The sequence below is a fragment of the Pantoea sp. M_9 genome (genome assembly GCF_008631385.1).
Taxonomy (GTDB): Bacteria; Pseudomonadota; Gammaproteobacteria; order Enterobacterales; family Enterobacteriaceae; genus Pantoea; species Pantoea eucrina.
On record NZ_VWUF01000004.1, the window covers coordinates 57,227 to 73,889 of the forward strand.

17 protein-coding genes are annotated in these 16,663 nt (G+C 56.7%); 16 read left to right on the top strand and 1 reads right to left on the bottom strand.

Features of this window, described 5'->3' with window-relative positions; all coding sequences use genetic code 11:
* Window positions 1-82: 82 nt before the first annotated feature.
* From F3I15_RS08920 to F3I15_RS08930, 3 genes are read left to right on the top strand one after another with little or no spacing between them, the layout of a single operon-like run.
* Window positions 83-823 (top strand): amino acid ABC transporter permease, encoded by a 741-nt coding sequence (locus F3I15_RS08920; RefSeq protein ID WP_039383152.1) that lies wholly within the window; start codon window positions 83-85, stop codon window positions 821-823.
* Entirely contained in the window at window positions 823-1,500 is a 678-nt protein-coding gene (gene gltK, locus F3I15_RS08925) for a glutamate/aspartate ABC transporter permease GltK (protein WP_039383151.1), read from the top strand. The genes F3I15_RS08920 and gltK overlap by 1 nt, the downstream gene beginning before the upstream one ends.
* Window positions 1,501-2,226 (top strand): amino acid ABC transporter ATP-binding protein, encoded by a 726-nt coding sequence (locus F3I15_RS08930; RefSeq protein ID WP_150017541.1) that lies wholly within the window; start codon window positions 1,501-1,503, stop codon window positions 2,224-2,226.
* A 58-nt stretch (window positions 2,227-2,284) separates the two neighbouring features.
* Here the strand turns inward: F3I15_RS08930 and F3I15_RS08935 are convergent, their stop codons facing one another.
* Entirely contained in the window at window positions 2,285-2,767 is a 483-nt protein-coding gene (locus F3I15_RS08935; RefSeq protein ID WP_150017543.1) for a zinc ribbon-containing protein, read from the bottom strand.
* Window positions 2,768-3,068: 301 nt separating this feature from the next.
* On the opposite strand from F3I15_RS08935, the gene leuS reads away from it, so the two are divergent.
* The 13 genes from leuS (at window position 3,069) to lipA (ending at window position 16,568) form a co-directional block, all read left to right on the top strand.
* Window positions 3,069-5,651 carry a leucine--tRNA ligase gene (gene leuS / locus F3I15_RS08940; RefSeq protein ID WP_150017545.1) on the top strand — a complete coding sequence of 861 codons (2,583 nt, stop codon included), beginning with the start codon at window positions 3,069-3,071 and terminating at the stop codon, window positions 5,649-5,651.
* 14 nt (window positions 5,652-5,665) lie between these two features.
* The gene (gene lptE, locus F3I15_RS08945) at window positions 5,666-6,265 is read left to right on the top strand and encodes an LPS assembly lipoprotein LptE (RefSeq protein ID WP_039383142.1); all 600 of its coding nucleotides are present in this window, start codon (window positions 5,666-5,668) and stop codon (window positions 6,263-6,265) included.
* Window positions 6,262-7,293 (top strand): DNA polymerase III subunit delta, encoded by a 1,032-nt coding sequence (holA, locus tag F3I15_RS08950; protein ID WP_150017547.1) that lies wholly within the window; start codon window positions 6,262-6,264, stop codon window positions 7,291-7,293. The genes lptE and holA overlap by 4 nt, the downstream gene beginning before the upstream one ends.
* The gene (gene nadD, locus F3I15_RS08955; protein WP_150017549.1) at window positions 7,286-7,954 is read left to right on the top strand and encodes a nicotinate-nucleotide adenylyltransferase; all 669 of its coding nucleotides are present in this window, start codon (window positions 7,286-7,288) and stop codon (window positions 7,952-7,954) included. The genes holA and nadD overlap by 8 nt, the downstream gene beginning before the upstream one ends.
* 111 nt (window positions 7,955-8,065) lie before the next feature.
* Window positions 8,066-8,383 carry a ribosome silencing factor gene (gene rsfS, locus F3I15_RS08960; protein ID WP_071668979.1) on the top strand — a complete coding sequence of 106 codons (318 nt, stop codon included), beginning with the start codon at window positions 8,066-8,068 and terminating at the stop codon, window positions 8,381-8,383.
* Between the two features lie 3 nt (window positions 8,384-8,386).
* Window positions 8,387-8,857 (top strand): 23S rRNA (pseudouridine(1915)-N(3))-methyltransferase RlmH, encoded by a 471-nt coding sequence (rlmH, locus tag F3I15_RS08965; protein ID WP_071668978.1) that lies wholly within the window; start codon window positions 8,387-8,389, stop codon window positions 8,855-8,857.
* A 33-nt stretch (window positions 8,858-8,890) separates the two neighbouring features.
* The gene (gene mrdA / locus F3I15_RS08970; protein ID WP_071668977.1) at window positions 8,891-10,795 is read left to right on the top strand and encodes a peptidoglycan DD-transpeptidase MrdA; all 1,905 of its coding nucleotides are present in this window, start codon (window positions 8,891-8,893) and stop codon (window positions 10,793-10,795) included.
* Window positions 10,796-10,803: 8 nt separating this feature from the next.
* Window positions 10,804-11,916, top strand: coding sequence for a peptidoglycan glycosyltransferase MrdB (gene mrdB, locus F3I15_RS08975; RefSeq protein WP_150017751.1), 1,113 nt, complete (start codon window positions 10,804-10,806; stop codon window positions 11,914-11,916).
* Window positions 11,917-11,926: 10 nt separating this feature from the next.
* Window positions 11,927-13,012, top strand: a complete 1,086-nt coding sequence (rlpA, locus tag F3I15_RS08980; RefSeq protein WP_150017551.1) for an endolytic peptidoglycan transglycosylase RlpA — start codon at window positions 11,927-11,929, stop codon at window positions 13,010-13,012.
* Between the two features lie 124 nt (window positions 13,013-13,136).
* A complete protein-coding gene (gene dacA / locus F3I15_RS08985) occupies window positions 13,137-14,348 on the top strand; it encodes a D-alanyl-D-alanine carboxypeptidase DacA (RefSeq protein WP_039383127.1) in 1,212 nt (403 codons plus the stop codon).
* Window positions 14,349-14,442: 94 nt separating this feature from the next.
* The gene (ybeD, locus tag F3I15_RS08990) at window positions 14,443-14,706 is read left to right on the top strand and encodes a DUF493 family protein YbeD (RefSeq protein WP_039383125.1); all 264 of its coding nucleotides are present in this window, start codon (window positions 14,443-14,445) and stop codon (window positions 14,704-14,706) included.
* A gap of 69 nt (window positions 14,707-14,775) precedes the next feature.
* Window positions 14,776-15,426 carry a lipoyl(octanoyl) transferase LipB gene (gene lipB / locus F3I15_RS08995; RefSeq protein WP_145339207.1) on the top strand — a complete coding sequence of 217 codons (651 nt, stop codon included), beginning with the start codon at window positions 14,776-14,778 and terminating at the stop codon, window positions 15,424-15,426.
* A 176-nt stretch (window positions 15,427-15,602) separates the two neighbouring features.
* Window positions 15,603-16,568 carry a lipoyl synthase gene (gene lipA / locus F3I15_RS09000; protein WP_039383121.1) on the top strand — a complete coding sequence of 322 codons (966 nt, stop codon included), beginning with the start codon at window positions 15,603-15,605 and terminating at the stop codon, window positions 16,566-16,568.
* The last annotated feature ends 95 nt before the right edge of the window (window positions 16,569-16,663 follow it).

Consider the following 16,663-nt stretch of genomic DNA (forward strand, 5'->3'; position numbering starts at 1 on the left):
GTCGTTCCCCTGCGGCAGGAAAAAAGAGACCGCTCAACAATCTTATGGGTAGCCTGGCTACCCTTTTTTACCGGAGCTCGTTATGGGTATCGACTGGAACTGGGGCATCTTTTTACAGCAGGCTCCGTTCGGCAATACGACCTACCTTGGCTGGCTGTGGTCCGGATTTCAGGTGACCGTCGCGGTCTCCTGCTGCGCCTGGATTATCGCCTTCCTGGTGGGATCGCTGTTTGGCATTCTGCGTACCGTACCGAATCGCCTGCTGGCTGCGATTGGCACCTGCTATGTAGAGCTGTTTCGTAATATCCCGCTGATTGTGCAGTTTTTCTTCTGGTATCTGGTGGCGCCGGAACTGGTTGGTGAGAAGCTCGGCATGTGGTTTAAGGCGGAGCTTGATCCAAACATTCAGTTCTTCCTCTCCTCCATGATCTGTCTCGGACTTTTTACCGCAGCGCGCGTCTGCGAGCAGGTGCGGGCGGCGATTCAGTCGCTGCCGCGCGGACAGAAAAATGCCGGACTGGCTATGGGGCTGACGCTGCCACAAACCTATCGTTATGTGCTGCTGCCTAACGCCTACCGGGTGATTGTGCCGCCGATGACCTCGGAAATGCTGAACCTGGTCAAGAACTCCGCCATCGCCTCCACGATTGGCCTGGTCGATCTGGCTGCCCAGGCGGGCAAGCTGCTCGACTACTCGGCGCACGCCTATGAGTCCTTTACCGCGATTACGCTCGCCTATGTCGGCATCAATCTGGTGATTATGCTGGTCATGGGTCTGGTAGAGCGCAAAATTCGCCTGCCCGGCAACCTGGGAGGGAAATAATGTACGATTTTGACTGGAGCTCTATTCCGCCCAGCCTGCCCTACCTGCTTAACGGCATGGTGATTACGCTTAAAATTACCGCCGTCGCGGTGGTGTTCGGCATTATCTGGGGCACCATTCTGGCCGTTATGCGCCTCTCCACGTTTGCCCCGGTACGCTGGTTTGCAAAACTCTACGTCAACCTGTTCCGTTCAGTCCCTTTGGTGATGGTACTGCTGTGGTTCTATCTGGTCGTGCCGAGTTTTCTGCAGCAGGTGCTGGGCCTGTCGCCGCAGACGGATATTCGTCTTATCTCTGCCATGGTGGCCTTTGCGCTGTTTGAGGCTGCTTATTATTCGGAGATTATTCGCGCCGGTATCCAGAGCATCTCTCGCGGACAATCAAATGCCGCACTGGCGCTCGGCATGACGCAGTGGCAATCAATGAAGCTGATTATTCTGCCGCAGGCGTTTCGCGCCATGGTGCCGCTGCTGCTTACTCAGGGCATTGTGCTGTTCCAGGATACCTCACTGGTCTATGTACTGAGCCTGGCTGATTTTTTCCGCACCGCCTCTACCATTGGCGAGCGCGATGGTACCCAGGTAGAAATGGTTCTGTTTGCCGGTCTGGTCTATTTCGCGATCAGCCTGAGCGCGTCGTTGCTGGTTAGCTATCTGAAAAGAAAAAGGACAGTTTAAATGATTAGCCTGAAAAATGTTTCTAAGTGGTATGGGCACTTTCAGGTGCTGACCGACTGCTCAACCGAGGTAAAAAAAGGAGAAGTGGTGGTGGTCTGCGGGCCCTCGGGCTCGGGCAAATCCACGCTGATTAAAACCGTCAACGGACTGGAGCCGGTTCAGCAGGGCAGCATTCAGGTCAACGGCACTGAAGTGAACAACAAAAAGACTAATCTGGCCAAACTGCGCAGTCAGGTCGGCATGGTGTTTCAGCACTTTGAGCTGTTTCCTCATCTGAGCATTATCGATAACCTGGTGCTGGCGCAGGTAAAAGTGCTGAAGCGCGACAAAACGGCGGCGCGCGATAAAGGACAAGCCCTGCTGAAGCGCGTGGGGCTCTCTGCCCACGCGGAGAAGTTTCCGGGACAGCTTTCAGGAGGCCAGCAACAGCGTGTGGCTATCGCCCGTGCGCTCTGCATGGACCCGATCGCCATGCTGTTTGATGAGCCCACCTCCGCGCTCGATCCGGAGATGATCAATGAAGTGCTGGATGTCATGGTTGAACTGGCAAATGAAGGCATGACGATGATGGTGGTGACGCACGAAATGGGCTTTGCGCGCAAGGTGGCTAATCGCGTCATCTTTATGGATGAAGGAAAAATTGTCGAAGATACCCGCAAAGAGGACTTCTTTAATAATCCGCAGTCCGGGCGCGCGAAAGAGTTCCTGGCAAAAATTCTGCACTAACCGCTGAACCATGCGCGCCGCCTGCACACACGCAGCGGCGCGCTGTTAACGCAATCAGTCAGGGTTCAAACGGCTGACGCTGAAACTGATCGTGATTGCACTCCGGGCAGCGCGTCAGGCTTTCAGGCGTATAGATAGCGCGCGTGAAGCCGCAGTTTTCGCACACCAGATTGCCCAGCCCCACCACCTCACCGCTCTGATAAACGCCGTGATGATGCAGGTCTTTAAACACCTCACGCCACTCCAGCTGACTCTTATCTGTAATATCTGCCAGCTCTTTCCACAGGCTCTCACGGATCACACGTAAAAAGACCGAATCTTCCAGCGCGCTTTCCGCTTCGGGATAGCTGCGGGAAAATTCATAAAGATCGCGCCGCACCGCCCGCATCACTTCATCCACTTCGGAAGATGAGAGACTCTCGTCGGTCAGCAGATCCTGACGCGCTTCCGCGACCAGCGCGTCGATATCGCGTTCACCGCGCTCCAGTCGCTGGGTTAACGTTGCTACCGTGGTCCGATACGCCTGCGCCACGTTATTCATTTTATTCTCCTTTCTGCTGTGAGGGCTGCTGTAAGTTTAGCCGCTTTATCGCAAAAGCTCTGACGGTCATCGCGGAAATTGCAAAAGCGCGGAAGCCGCAACGCATTCCGCAGAAAAGCAGCGGAGAGGGACGGTGAAATGTTGTTGAGGGCGGGGCTTATGGGTATGCTATGCGGATCATAAGTAGACAAACCCGGCCTGTCCGATGCGGCGGTCAAGCCATCAGGCGACGATGTCAGCGGCTCTGCTGCTGCACCAGACGGTCCGGGAAAACGATTTTTACTAAGGATCACAGGCAGCCATGCAAGAGCAATACCGCCCGGAAGAGATAGAATCCCGCGTCCAGCAGCACTGGGACGAAAATGAAACCTTCAAAGTCACCGAGCAGGAAGGCAAAGAGAAATATTACTGCCTGTCGATGCTGCCCTATCCTTCTGGCCGCCTGCATATGGGCCACGTGCGTAACTACACCATTGGCGATGTTATTGCCCGCTATCAGCGCATGCTGGGCAAAAACGTCCTGCAGCCGATTGGCTGGGACGCTTTCGGTCTGCCAGCTGAAGGCGCTGCGGTAAAAAATAATACTGCGCCGGCGCCATGGACCTACGACAACATCGACTATATGAAGAACCAGCTGAAGCTGCTGGGCTTTGGCTACGACTGGAGCCGTGAACTGGCGACCTGTCAGCCAGAGTACTACCGCTGGGAACAGTGGTTCTTCACCAAACTCTACGAAAAAGGTCTGGTGTACAAAAAGACCTCGGCGGTGAACTGGTGCCCGAACGATCAGACGGTGCTGGCTAATGAGCAGGTAATCGACGGCTGCTGCTGGCGCTGCGACACCAAAGTTGAGCGTAAAGAGATCCCGCAGTGGTTTATCAAAATCACCGACTACGCTGAAGAACTGCTTAACGACCTCGACAAGCTGGATGAGTGGCCGGAGCAGGTTAAAACCATGCAGCGCAACTGGATCGGCCGTTCTGAAGGGGTTGAAATCACCTTTGACGTTGCGCACAGCGACGAAAAGGTCACGGTTTACACCACCCGTCCCGATACCTTTATGGGCGCGACCTACGTCGCTGTGGCGGCGGGTCATCCGCTGGCGCGACAGGCTGCCGCAGGCAATCCGGTGCTGGCCGATTTCATTGCCGAGTGCAGTACGACTAAGGTCGCAGAAGCGGATATGGCGACGATGGAGAAAAAAGGCATGGCGACCGGCCTGTCTGCTATCCATCCGCTGACCGGTGAAGCGATTCCGGTGTGGGTCGCGAACTTTGTGCTGATGGAATATGGCACCGGTGCGGTGATGGCGGTGCCTGGCCATGATCAGCGCGACTGGGAGTTTGCGACTAAATATGGCCTGAACATTAAGCCTGTTATCCGCAACCTCGATGGCACAGAACCCGATCTGAGCAGCGGCGCCATGACCGAAAAAGGCACGCTGTTTAATTCCGGTGAGTTTGACGGTCTGGATCACCAGGCGGGCTTTAACGCCATCGCCGACGCGCTGACGGCAAAAGGCGTTGGCGTACGCAAAGTTAACTACCGTCTGCGCGACTGGGGCGTTTCGCGTCAGCGCTACTGGGGTGCACCTATTCCGATGGTCACGCTGGAAGATGGCACGGTCGTTCCTGCGCCAGAAGATCAGCTGCCGGTTATCCTGCCAGAAGATGTGATCATGGATGGTATCACCAGCCCGATCAAGGCGGACCCGGAGTGGGCTAAAACCACTGTTAATGGTCAGCCGGGGCTGCGCGAAACCGATACCTTTGACACCTTCATGGAGTCCTCCTGGTACTACGCGCGCTATACCTGCGCTAACTACAACGAAGGCATGCTGGATCCGGCTGCGGCCAACTACTGGCTGCCGGTAGACCAGTACGTGGGCGGTATCGAACACGCTATCATGCACCTGATGTACTTCCGCTTCTATCACAAGCTGCTGCGTGACGCAGGCCTGGTTAACTCCGATGAGCCAGCGAAACGCCTGCTGTGTCAGGGCATGGTGCTGGCGGATGCGTTCTACTATGTTGGCGTTAACGGCGAGCGCAACTGGGTCTCTCCGGTTGATGTTACCGTTGAGCGCGATGATAAAGGACGTATTACCAAAGCAGTGGACAATCAGGGCCGCGACGTTATCTACGCCGGCATGAGCAAAATGTCGAAGTCGAAAAACAACGGCATCGATCCACAGCTGATGGTTGAGCGTTACGGCGCCGATACCGTACGCCTGTTTATGATGTTTGCATCGCCGGCAGATATGACCCTGGAGTGGCAGGAGTCGGGTGTGGAAGGCGCTAACCGCTTCCTGAAACGCGTCTGGAAACTGGCTTACGATCACGTCGCGAAAGGCGCAACTGTCGCGCTGGATGTCAGCGCACTGAATGATGAACAGAAAGCGCTGCGTCGCGATCTGCACAAAACCATTGCGAAAGTCGCGGATGATATTGGTCGTCGCCAGACCTTTAACACCGCTATCGCTGCTATCATGGAGCTGATGAACAAGCTGCTGCGCGCGCCGCAGGAGAGCGAACAGGATCGTGCACTGATGCAGGAAGCGCTGGTCGCCGTTACGCGCCTGCTCTATCCGTTCACGCCGCACGCCAGCTATGTCCTGTGGCAGGCGCTGGGTGGCGAAGGCAGCATTGATAATGCGCCATGGCCGGTAGCGGATGAAGCCGCAATGGTCGAGGATTCAATGCTGGTTGTCGTTCAGGTTAACGGTAAAGTACGCGGTAAAGTCACCGTGGCAGCAGATGCCACTCAGGAGCAGGTGCAGGCGCGAGCCGCACAGGAGCCACTGGTGGCAAAATATCTGGACGGCGTCACCCTGCGAAAAGTGATTTATGTCCCTGGCAAACTGCTTAACCTGGTCGTGGGTTAAGTTCAGGAGGAACTGTGCGACAACTAGTTATCAGGCTGTTTGTCCTGTTTGCGGTGCTGGTCACCGCAGGCTGTGGATTTCATCCGCGCGGCACCACTCAGGTGCCACCGGAGATGAAAACGCTGATTGTACAGAGTGGCGATCCCTACGGCCCGCTGGCGCGCACCGTGCGTCAGCAGCTGCGCATCAACGATGTAAACATCATTGAGGACAGCAAAGAGGCCAGCGCAACCTACCCGACGCTGCGTCTGGGAGGCGTACGGCAGGCGCGTGACACGGCTTCAGTGTTTATCAGCGGTACCACGGCGGAATATTCGCTGGTGATGACGCTGACTGCGCAGGTCGTGCTGCCAGGCAAAGGGATTTACCCTATCAGCACCACGGTTTATCGCTCGTTCTTCGACAACCCCAACGCTGCGCTGGCAAAGGATGCGGAACAGGATATGATCCTGCAGGAGATGCGTCAGCGTGGAGCCGAGCAGCTGGTGCGTAAACTGCTGACGGTCCATGCCGCGCAGCTCAATAATAAAGAGACGCTGCCGGAGCCGGAGATTATCGCCCCGGGTTCTGATTCACCGGAAGTGCCCTCCTCTTCCGCCACCAGTCTGCAATGATCAGGATTTATCCTGAGCAACTGCGCGCGCAGCTTCGTGAGGGGCTGCGCGCCTGCTATTTTCTCGCCGGTAATGAACCTCTGCTGATTCAGGAGAGTGCGGATGCTATCCGCGCGGCTGCCGGCAGGCAGGGATTTGAAGAGCACTTTTCGGTCACGCTGGATGCCCAGACTGACTGGCAGGCGCTTTTTGCCAGCTGTCAGGCGCTGAGCCTGTTCACCCTGCGCCAGACGCTGACGCTGACGCTGCCGGAAAACGGCCCGAATGCTGCGATGGCTGAGCAGCTGGTTACCCTCTCTGCCCTGCTGCATAGCGATATCCTGCTGGTGTTGCGTATGACAAAGCTGACCAAAGCGCAGGAAAACAGCGCCTGGTACAAAGCGCTGAGTCCGCAGGCGGTGCTGGTGCCGTGTCAGACGCCGGAACAGGCACAGCTGCCGCGCTGGGTTGCCGCCCGGGCCAAAGCGATGCAGCTCAGCGTCGATGAGGCAGCGGTTCAGCTGCTGTGCTACTGCTATGAAGGTAATCTGCTGGCGCTGGCCCAGGCGCTGGAGCGGCTGTCGCTGCTCTGGCCTGACGGCAAACTGACACTGCCGCGCGTGGAAGCCGCAGTCAACGATGCGGCCCATTTTACGCCATTTCACTGGGTGGATGCGCTGCTGGCGGGGAAAGGCAAGCGGGCGCTGCATATCCTGCATCAGCTGCAGAAAGAGGAGAGCGAACCGGTGATCCTCCTGCGCACCCTGCAGCGCGATCTGCTGACGCTGCTGCATCTGCAGCGCAATCAGGCTAAGCAGCCTCTGCGCACGCTGATGGATCAGCAGCGCATCTGGCAAAACCGGCGCGCGCTCTTCACCGGGGCGCTGCAGCGGCTGGACGCCGGACGACTGCATCAGGCGGTACATCTGCTGGCTGAGCTGGAGCTCACCATGAAGCAGGATTATGGCCAGAATCTCTGGCCGCAGCTGGAGACGCTCTCGCTGCTGCTCTGTCAGCGTCACTTTCCGTCAGGATTACATTATGTCTGAACTCTGCGCCCTGTTTGGCGGCACGTTTGATCCGGTGCATTATGGTCATCTGCGTCCGGCAGAGGCGCTGGCGCAGCAGATCGGACTGAAAAAAGTCACGCTGATGCCCAACAATGTTCCCCCCCACCGGCCACAGCCGGAAGCGAGTGCTGCACAGCGGGTGGCGATGCTGCAGTGTGCGATTGCCGACCGGCCGCTGTTTGATATCGACACGCGCGAACTGCAGCGTCAGACTCCCTCTTGGACGGTGACCACGCTGGAAGCGCTGCGCCAGGAGCGCGGCCCGCGGCAGCCGCTGGGCTTTATCATCGGTCAGGATTCGCTGCTGTCGCTGCATAAATGGCATCGCTGGCAGGAGCTGCTGTCACTCTCCCATCTGCTGATTTGCAAACGGCCGGGCTATGCGACGGAAATGGGTTCGCCTGAGATGCAGCGGTGGCTGGAGCAGCATCAGACGCAGGACAGTGCGGCGCTGCATCAGGCACCGGCGGGCCATATCTGGCTGGCGGAGACGCCGCTTTATGCTATTTCAGCTACCGAGATCCGCCAGCGGCGCCATCAGGGTGAATCCTGCAGCACGCTGCTGCCGGCAGCGGTGATCGACTATATCGATCGCGCCGGCCTCTATCTGGATGTTCCGCCCGCCGGCGCGGGTAAATAACCCGGATATATATCTCCTCCGGTTGTAGCATGCTATACTGCGCCGCTTAATTTTTGGCTGCATTTCCGGGCATTCAGCCAGCCCGCATTACCTGTTTTTAAGGGGAACCTTTTGCAAGGCAAAGCACTCCAAGAGTTCGTTATTGATAAGATTGATGATCTTAAAGGCCAGGATATCATTGCGATTGATGTCCAGGGCAAATCCAGCATCACCGATTACATGATCATCTGCACCGGCACTTCAACCCGCCACGTCTCCGCTATTGCCGATCACGTTATGCAGGAGTCCCGCGTAGCTGGCCTGACTCCGCTGGGCGTGGAAGGTAAAGCAGCGGCAGACTGGGTTGTCGTCGATCTCGGTGACGTCATTGTGCATGTAATGCAGGAAGAGAGCCGTCAGCTTTATGAGCTGGAAAAGCTCTGGAGCTAAGCAGTGAAACTGCAACTTGTAGCCGTTGGCACCAAAATGCCCGACTGGGTTCAGACCGGTTTTATGGAGTATCTGCGGCGCTTTCCGAAAGATATGCCGTTTGAGCTGACTGAAGTTCCGGCCGGGAAACGCGGCAAAAACGCTGATATCAAACGCATTCTGGAAAAAGAAGGCGAAGCGATGCTGGCGGCAACAGGCAAAGGCAACCGTATTGTCACGCTCGACATTCCCGGACAGCCGTGGGAGACCCCGCAGCTGGCGCAGCAGCTGGAGCGCTGGAAGCTGGATGGTCGTGATGTCAGCCTGCTGATTGGTGGTCCTGAAGGCCTGGCTCCGGCGTGTAAAGCCGCTGCTGAACAGAGCTGGTCGCTGTCGGCGCTGACGCTGCCTCATCCGCTGGTACGCGTGCTGGTTGCTGAGAGCCTTTACCGCGCCTGGAGTATCACCACGAATCACCCTTATCATCGTGAATAAACGCCCGACAACCTCCAGATAAAAACGCAGCGGATGAAACTACAGAGCAACGCTTTTCGCGATTACACTGCCGAACAAAAACTGTTTGTCCGCCGCGCCCTTGTGGCGTTCATCGGCATTCTGCTGCTCTCCTGCGTGCTGGTTTTCAACCTCTATCATCTGCAGATCCTGCGCTTTGATGATTACAGCACCCGCTCAAATGAAAACCGTATCAAGCTGGTGCCGGTCGCCCCGAGTCGCGGCATTATCTACGATCGCAACGGCGTTCCGCTGGCGCTGAACCGCACGATTTACCAGGCTGAACTGGTGCCGGAAAAAGTCGACGACCTTAAGCAGACGCTGCAGGCGCTGCGACCGGTGCTGGATCTGACCGACGACGATATCGACGCTTTTGAAAAAGAGCGCAAGCGCTCGCGTCGCTTTACCTCTATTCCGGTAAAAACCGGTCTGAATGAAGTACAGGTCGCACGTTTTGCCGTGAATCAATACCGCTTTCCCGGCGTGGAAGTTAAAGGCTACCAGCGCCGCTATTACCCGTATGGCCAGACGCTGACCCACGTTGTGGGATACGTATCGAAAATCAACGATCGCGACGTAAAACGCCTTGATGAAGAGGGCAAGTGGCCTAACTATGCCGCCACGCATGATATTGGCAAGCTCGGTATCGAAAACTACTACGAAGATGTGCTGCATGGCAAAACCGGCTATGAAGAGGTTGAGGTCAATAACCGCGGACGCGTGATACGCCAGCTGCATGAGCAATCCCCGCAGGCGGGCCGCGATATCTGGCTGACCGTTGACCTGCGGCTGCAGCAGTACATTGAAACGCTGCTGACCGGCAGCCGGGCGGCGGTAGTGGTCAGCGATCCGCGCACCGGTGAGATCCTCGCGCTGGTCTCTACGCCAAGCTACGACCCCAACCTGTTTGTTGATGGGATCTCCAGTAAAGATTATAAGGCGCTGCTCAGTGATGAAAACCGGCCGCTCTATAACCGTGCGCTGCAGGCCGCCTATCCGCCCGCCTCAACGGTAAAACCTTACGTCGCGGTATCAGCGCTGAGCGCGGGCGTTATTAACCGTAATACCAGCCTGTTTGATCCTGGCTGGTGGCAGCTGCCCGGCTCTGAAAAGCGTTATCGCGACTGGAAAAAGTGGGGCCACGGCCGTCTTAACGTGACCAAATCGCTGGAAGAGTCAGCCGATACGTTCTTCTATCAGGTCGCCTACGATATGGGCATCGATCGCCTCTCCGAGTGGATGACTAAATTTGGCTATGGTCATCGCACCGGTATCGACCTGCCGCAGGAGAGCGCCGGTAACATGCCGACGCGCGACTGGAAAATGAAGCGTTTTAAAAAGCCCTGGTATCAGGGTGACACCATTCCGGTCGGCATCGGACAGGGTTACTGGACCGCTACGCCGGTACAGATGAACAAAGCGATGATGATCCTGATTAATGACGGCGTCATCAAAGTGCCGCATCTGCTGCGCGCTACGCGTGAGGGCAGCGCCATGGTGCCTTACCGTCAGCCGCCAGATGCGCCGATTGGCGATATTCACTCCGGCTACTGGGAGATTGCCAAAGATGGCATGTATGGCGTCGCCAACCGGCCTAACGGGACTGCGCACAAAAGCTTTGCTGATGCGCCTTATAAGATTGCTGCTAAATCAGGTACCGCCCAGGTATTTGGTCTGAAAGAGAATGAGACCTACAACGCCCATAAAATTGCCGAGCGCCTGCGCGACCACAAACTTATGACCGCGTTTGCGCCGTACGACAAACCGCGGGTGGCCGTGACCATCATTCTGGAGAACGGCGGTGCCGGTCCGGCGGTGGGAACCGTAATGCGCCAGATCCTCGATCACATAATGCTGGGTGACAATAATACGGTGCTGCCTGAAGCTGCCCCGACGCCGCCCGGCTACGAAGGTGAATAATCATGTCGATGAACGATAGTCCGCAGAAAAGGACGATCTGGACGCGTATCCATATCGACCCGCTGTTTATGTTAATTATTTTTGCGCTGCTGACCTACAGCGCCATTGTGATCTGGAGCGCCAGCGGGCAGGATCCGGGCATGATGGAGCGTAAGCTGGGTCAGATTGCCATGGGTACGGTGATCATGCTGGTCATGGCGCAGGTGCCGCCGCGCGTTTATGAGAGCTGGGCGCCCTATCTCTATATTGTCTGCGTAATTTTGCTGATAGCCGTTGATGCCTTTGGACATATCAGTAAAGGCGCGCAGCGCTGGCTGGATCTTGGATTCGTCCGCTTTCAGCCGTCAGAGATCGCCAAAATTGCCGTGCCGCTGATGGTCGCGCGCTTTATTAACCGCGACGTCTGTCCGCCCACGCTGAAAAATACCGGCATTGCGCTGGTGCTGATCTTTATGCCCACGCTGCTGGTGGCTGCACAGCCTGACCTCGGTACCTCTATTCTGATCGCTGCTTCCGGCCTGTTTGTGCTCTTTCTGTCCGGCATGAGCTGGAAACTGATTGGTGTTGCGGTGCTGCTGGTTGCAGCGTTTATTCCGGTGCTGTGGTTTTTCCTGATGCATGACTACCAGCGCGATCGCGTGATGATGCTGCTCGATCCCGAAAGCGACCCGCTCGGCGCGGGGTACCACATTATTCAGTCCAAAATAGCCATCGGTTCAGGTGGCCTGCGCGGTAAAGGCTGGCTGCACGGCACGCAGTCACAGCTGGAGTTTCTGCCGGAGCGCCATACCGACTTTATCTTTGCCGTGCTGGCAGAGGAGCTGGGCCTGGTCGGCGTGCTGCTGCTGCTGCTGCTCTATCTGCTGCTGATTATGCGCGGCCTGATCATCGCCGCCCGGGCGCAAACCACGTTTGGTCGCGTGATGTCAGGCGGATTAATGCTGATTCTGTTTGTTTATGTTTTCGTTAATATCGGCATGGTAAGTGGTATCTTACCGGTGGTTGGCGTACCGCTGCCGCTGGTCAGTTACGGCGGGTCGGCGCTGATCGTGTTAATGGCGGGGTTCGGCATTGTCATGTCGATCCACACTCATCGAAAAATGTTGTCTAAAAGCGTTTAAGAGGCTGCACATGCGTAAGGACTGGCTTGGGGTTGCACTGGCGTCACTGGTATTGAGTGCCTGTACCACACAGGAACCGCAAACAAATACGCCGCCACCACAGCCGGCTTATAACGGTCCGGTAGTAGAGATCCCGGGCGTTGAGCCGCGCTATGAACCAGTTAATCCGGCTACCAGCCAGGATTACAGCGTGAATGGCAAAACCTGGCGCGTGGTCAAAAACCCGTCAAACTTCAGCGAAGTGGGCCTGGCAACCTGGTATGGTGATGAGGCTAAAGGCAACCGTACCGCTATCGGTGAAACCTACGATCCTGATGCCCTGACCGCTGCGCACCCTACCCTGCCGCTGCCGAGCTACGTACGCGTCACCAACATGGCGAATGGCCGGCAGATAGTCGTGCGCGTTAACGATCGCGGTCCCTACATGCCCGGGCGCATTATCGATCTGTCACGCGCCGCCGGCGATCGTCTGAACATCTCTAATAACACCCGTGTGCGGGTCGATTTTATCAACGTTGCGCCTGATGGCTCTCTCTCCGGCCCTGGTACAATTGGCACCAGAGTGGCGAAGCAGAGCTATGCGCTGCCAGCCCGCCCCGATCTCAGCGGCGGCAATGTAATGAACGGCGGCAGTGCGCCACAGCCGACAGAATCAGACGTACGCGAGATTGATAACCGTTCGTTGCAGGGCGACGACAGCCTGGGTGCGCCGGTACAGAGCAGCGGCTTTCTGGGCGCGCCGCAGCCGTTAGCAAACGGCGTGCTGGAGGGCAGCGAGCCGTCGCCGGCCCCTGCGCCAGCACCAGCACCAGCACCAGCCGCACCTGCTGTTACCGCCGCCGCGGCCAGCCCGGGCGCACCGGCCAGCGGCAGCTATGTTGTTCAGGCTGGCGCGCTGAACGATGCGGGCCGCGCGCAGCAGCTGGCCAGCACGCTCGGTAAGCGCTTCGGCGTGCCGGGTAAGGTTGAGACCAGCGGTAATGTCTACCGCGTTCAGCTTGGCAGCTTTGCCCGTCGGGCTGACGCGGCAGCGCTGCAGCAGCGCCTCAGTACCGAAGCGCAGATTAACGCCTTTATTACCACAGCCCGTCCCTGATAGTGACGGACAGTAACATTTACGGCTAAAACTGACCGGCAATGCGGGATGCTGCCCGATCCCGCATTTGCTATAGTAAGGCACTTTTTTTCACCCTAACCCCACGGATGTTGTAGTCCTTAACATGAATACGCTGAAACCTTCTCGTTTGCTGAAACGCCTGACAGTGGGATCACTGGTCGCCCTCTCTCTCAGCCATGTTGCCTTTGCTGATGATATCAATCTCAAAACCATGATTCCGGGCGTGCCGGACATTGATGCTGAGGCTTATGTACTAATCGACTATAACTCCGGTAAGGTGCTGGCTGAAAAGAACGCCGATGCGCGCCGCGATCCCGCCAGCCTGACGAAAATGATGACCAGCTACGTCATAGGTCAGGCGGTTAAAGCCGGTAAAATTCATCAGGATGACATTGTTACCGTGGGTAAAGACGCCTGGGCTACCGGCAACCCGGTATTCAGAGGCTCATCGCTGATGTTCCTCAAGCCTGGCGATCGCGTGCCGGTCTCCCAGCTGACACGCGGCATCGTGCTGCAGTCCGGTAACGACGCCTGTGTCGCAATGGCGGATTACGTGGCTGGCAGCCAGGATGCGTTCGTCAACCTAATGAATAACTATGTCGGAGCGCTGGGCCTGAAAAACACCCATTTCCAGACGGTACATGGGCTGGATGCTGACGGCCAGTACAGCTCCGCGCGCGATATGGCGCTGATTGGTCAGGCGCTGATCCGCGACGTGCCGGATGAGTATGCTATCTATCGTGAAAAAGAGTTCACCTTTAACAATATTCGTCAGATGAACCGCAACGGCCTGTTGTGGGACAGCAGCCTGGCGGTGGACGGCATCAAGACCGGCCATACTGAAGCCGCGGGCTACAATCTGGTGGCCTCTGCCACCGAAGGCCAGATGCGCCTGATCTCCGCCGTAATGGGCGGTCACACCTTCAAAGGACGCGAGACCGAAAGTAAAAAGCTGCTGACCTGGGGCTTCCGCTTCTTTGAAACCGTGGCCCCCCTGAAAGCGGGTAAAGAGTTTGCGTCTGAACCGGTCTGGTTTGGTAATACCGATCGCGTTCAGCTGGGCGTGGAGAAAGATGCCTATCTGACTATCCCGCGCGGCCGGATGAAAGATCTGAAAGCGAGCTATGTGCTGAACAACACCGAACTGCACGCGCCGCTGAAGAAAAACCAGGTGGTTGGTAGCATCAACTTCCAGCTGGATGGTAAAACGGTTGAACAGCGTCCGCTGGTGGTACTGAATGAAGTTGAGGAAGGCGGTTTCTTTGGCCGTATCATCGACTACATCAAACTAATGTTCCATCACTGGTTTGGCTGATTTACGGTTGAAAAACCACCAGCTCGCCCATAAATAAGATATGATCAAGGCTCTCGCCCAGGCGGGAGCCTGTTTTTTAAGCACCGGAGCCAATATGAAAACCAAACTGAATGAACTGCTCGAATTCCCTACCCCGTTTACCTATAAAGTTATGGGACTGGCGCAGCCAGAGCTGGTTGATCAAGTGGTTGAAGTGGTGCAGCGGCATGCGCCTGGCGACTATACACCTGATGTAAAGCCCAGCAGCAAAGGCAACTACCACTCTGTATCCATTACCATTAACGCGACCCATATTGAGCAGGTTGAAACGCTCTATGAAGAGCTGGGTAACATCGATATTGTGCGCATGGTACTGTAATACCGGCGCTGGCAAAGCCCGCTTTGCCAGCGTTATACTCAGGCTTTCCCTCTTTACCGGACCTCCGCTGTGTCTGCAAATACGCTTCTTGTACGCAACCTCGGCCTGCGCGACTGGCAGCCCGTCTCCGATGCCATGCATCACTTCACCGATACCCGCAACGCGGAAACGCCCGATGAGCTCTGGCTGGTTGAGCACGCGCCGGTCTTTACGCAGGGACAGGCTGGTAAAGCTGAACATCTGCTGATGCCGGGCGATATCCCGGTAGTGCAGAGCGATCGCGGCGGTCAGGTGACGTATCACGGCCCGGGGCAGCAGATCATGTATGTGCTGGTGGATATTAAGCGGCGCAGGCTGGGCGTGCGCGAACTGGTTACGGCGCTGGAAGAGACCGTCATTGCCACCCTGGCAGAGTACGGCGTGACGGCGCGCGCGCGCGCAGATGCGCCTGGCGTCTATGTGGGTGATGACAAAATCTGTTCACTCGGACTGCGGATCCGTAAAGGCTGTTCATTCCACGGGCTGGCGCTGAATATCGCAATGGATCTGGCTCCGTTTCTGCGTATCAATCCATGCGGCTATGCCGGGATGCAGATGACGCAGCTGAGCCAGTTCCGGCCTGACGCTATGCCAGCTGATGTGCGTCCGCGTCTGGTGGCACACTTCGCACGTCTGACTGGATTTGAAGAGATGGCGTGGCAGGATGAAAGCGCGGACTGACCTTGTCTGTGCGTGCGTATTTACAAAATTGTAACCTTTCTCACCGCATAGCGGCTGCTTCTGCAGCGGCGAGATGATATAATTTTTGCAAATTTTTCAAAAAAAGTTGAAAGCCTGGTTCTCAGTTTGAGTGAGGAAGCTTTCAAATCGCAATCCCGATCGGAACCTGCAGATTTATGAGTAAACCAATTCAGATGGAACGCGGCGTCAAGTATCGCGATGCCGACAAAATGGCGCTGATTCCGGTGAAAACCGTGGTCACCGAGCGCGACGAAATTCTGCGTAAGCCGGAGTGGATGAAGATCAAGCTGCCGGCTGACTCCAGCCGCATTCAGGGCATTAAAGCTGCGATGCGCAAAAATGGCCTGCACTCTGTTTGCGAAGAAGCGTCCTGCCCTAACCTGGCAGAGTGTTTCAACCACGGCACCGCCACCTTTATGATCCTTGGCGCCATCTGTACCCGCCGCTGCCCGTTCTGCGACGTGGCACACGGTCGTCCTAACGCCCCTGATGCGAACGAGCCGCTGAAGCTGGCGCAGACCATTGCCGATATGGCGCTGCGGTACGTGGTTATCACCTCTGTCGATCGTGACGATCTGCGTGACGGCGGCGCACAGCACTTTGCTGACTGCATCACGGCTATTCGCGAGAAGAGTCCCAGCATCAAAATTGAAACGCTGGTCCCTGACTTCCGCGGGCGTATGGATCGTGCGCTGGAGATCCTCACCGCCACGCCGCCTGACGTGTTTAACCACAACCTGGAAAACGTGCCGCGCGTCTACCGTCAGGTGCGTCCCGGCGCTAACTATGAGTGGTCGCTTAAGCTGCTGGAGCGCTTTAAAGAGGCGCATCCCGATATCCCAACCAAATCGGGCCTGATGGTGGGCCTGGGCGAGACCAACGCGGAGATCGTGGAAGTGATGCGCGATTTGCGCCGTCACGGTGTGACCATGCTGACGCTGGGGCAATATCTGCAGCCGAGCCGTCATCATCTGCCGGTACAGCGCTATGTCAGCCCGGCGGAATTTGATGAGATGAAAGAAGAAGCGATGGCGATGGGCTTCACTCACGCCGCCTGCGGCCCGTTTGTGCGCTCTTCTTATCATGCGGACATGCAGGCTAAAGGACTGGAAGTAAAATAATCCTCTGCTGATATCCTACTGATACAAAAAAACCAGACTCTGTGAGTCTGGTTTTTTTTCATCACAACTTGTTACAGTTGTGCGGCCCGGGCGCG

What these genes read in the sequence shown, in the direction of transcription:
- F3I15_RS08920 (WP_039383152.1), top strand. Translation starts at nt 83, where the DNA reads ATGGGTATCGACTGGAACTGGGGCATCTTTTTACAGCAGGCTCCGTTC.
- gltK (WP_039383151.1), top strand. Translation starts at nt 823, where the DNA reads ATGTACGATTTTGACTGGAGCTCTATTCCGCCCAGCCTGCCCTACCTG.
- F3I15_RS08930 (WP_150017541.1), top strand. Translation starts at nt 1,501, where the DNA reads ATGATTAGCCTGAAAAATGTTTCTAAGTGGTATGGGCACTTTCAGGTG.
- F3I15_RS08935 (WP_150017543.1), bottom strand. Translation starts at nt 2,767, where the DNA reads ATGAATAACGTGGCGCAGGCGTATCGGACCACGGTAGCAACGTTAACC.
- leuS (WP_150017545.1), top strand. Translation starts at nt 3,069, where the DNA reads ATGCAAGAGCAATACCGCCCGGAAGAGATAGAATCCCGCGTCCAGCAG.
- holA (WP_150017547.1), top strand. Translation starts at nt 6,262, where the DNA reads ATGATCAGGATTTATCCTGAGCAACTGCGCGCGCAGCTTCGTGAGGGG.
- nadD (WP_150017549.1), top strand. Translation starts at nt 7,286, where the DNA reads ATGTCTGAACTCTGCGCCCTGTTTGGCGGCACGTTTGATCCGGTGCAT.
- mrdA (WP_071668977.1), top strand. Translation starts at nt 8,891, where the DNA reads ATGAAACTACAGAGCAACGCTTTTCGCGATTACACTGCCGAACAAAAA.
- mrdB (WP_150017751.1), top strand. Translation starts at nt 10,804, where the DNA reads ATGAACGATAGTCCGCAGAAAAGGACGATCTGGACGCGTATCCATATC.
- rlpA (WP_150017551.1), top strand. Translation starts at nt 11,927, where the DNA reads ATGCGTAAGGACTGGCTTGGGGTTGCACTGGCGTCACTGGTATTGAGT.
- dacA (WP_039383127.1), top strand. Translation starts at nt 13,137, where the DNA reads ATGAATACGCTGAAACCTTCTCGTTTGCTGAAACGCCTGACAGTGGGA.
- ybeD (WP_039383125.1), top strand. Translation starts at nt 14,443, where the DNA reads ATGAAAACCAAACTGAATGAACTGCTCGAATTCCCTACCCCGTTTACC.
- lipA (WP_039383121.1), top strand. Translation starts at nt 15,603, where the DNA reads ATGAGTAAACCAATTCAGATGGAACGCGGCGTCAAGTATCGCGATGCC.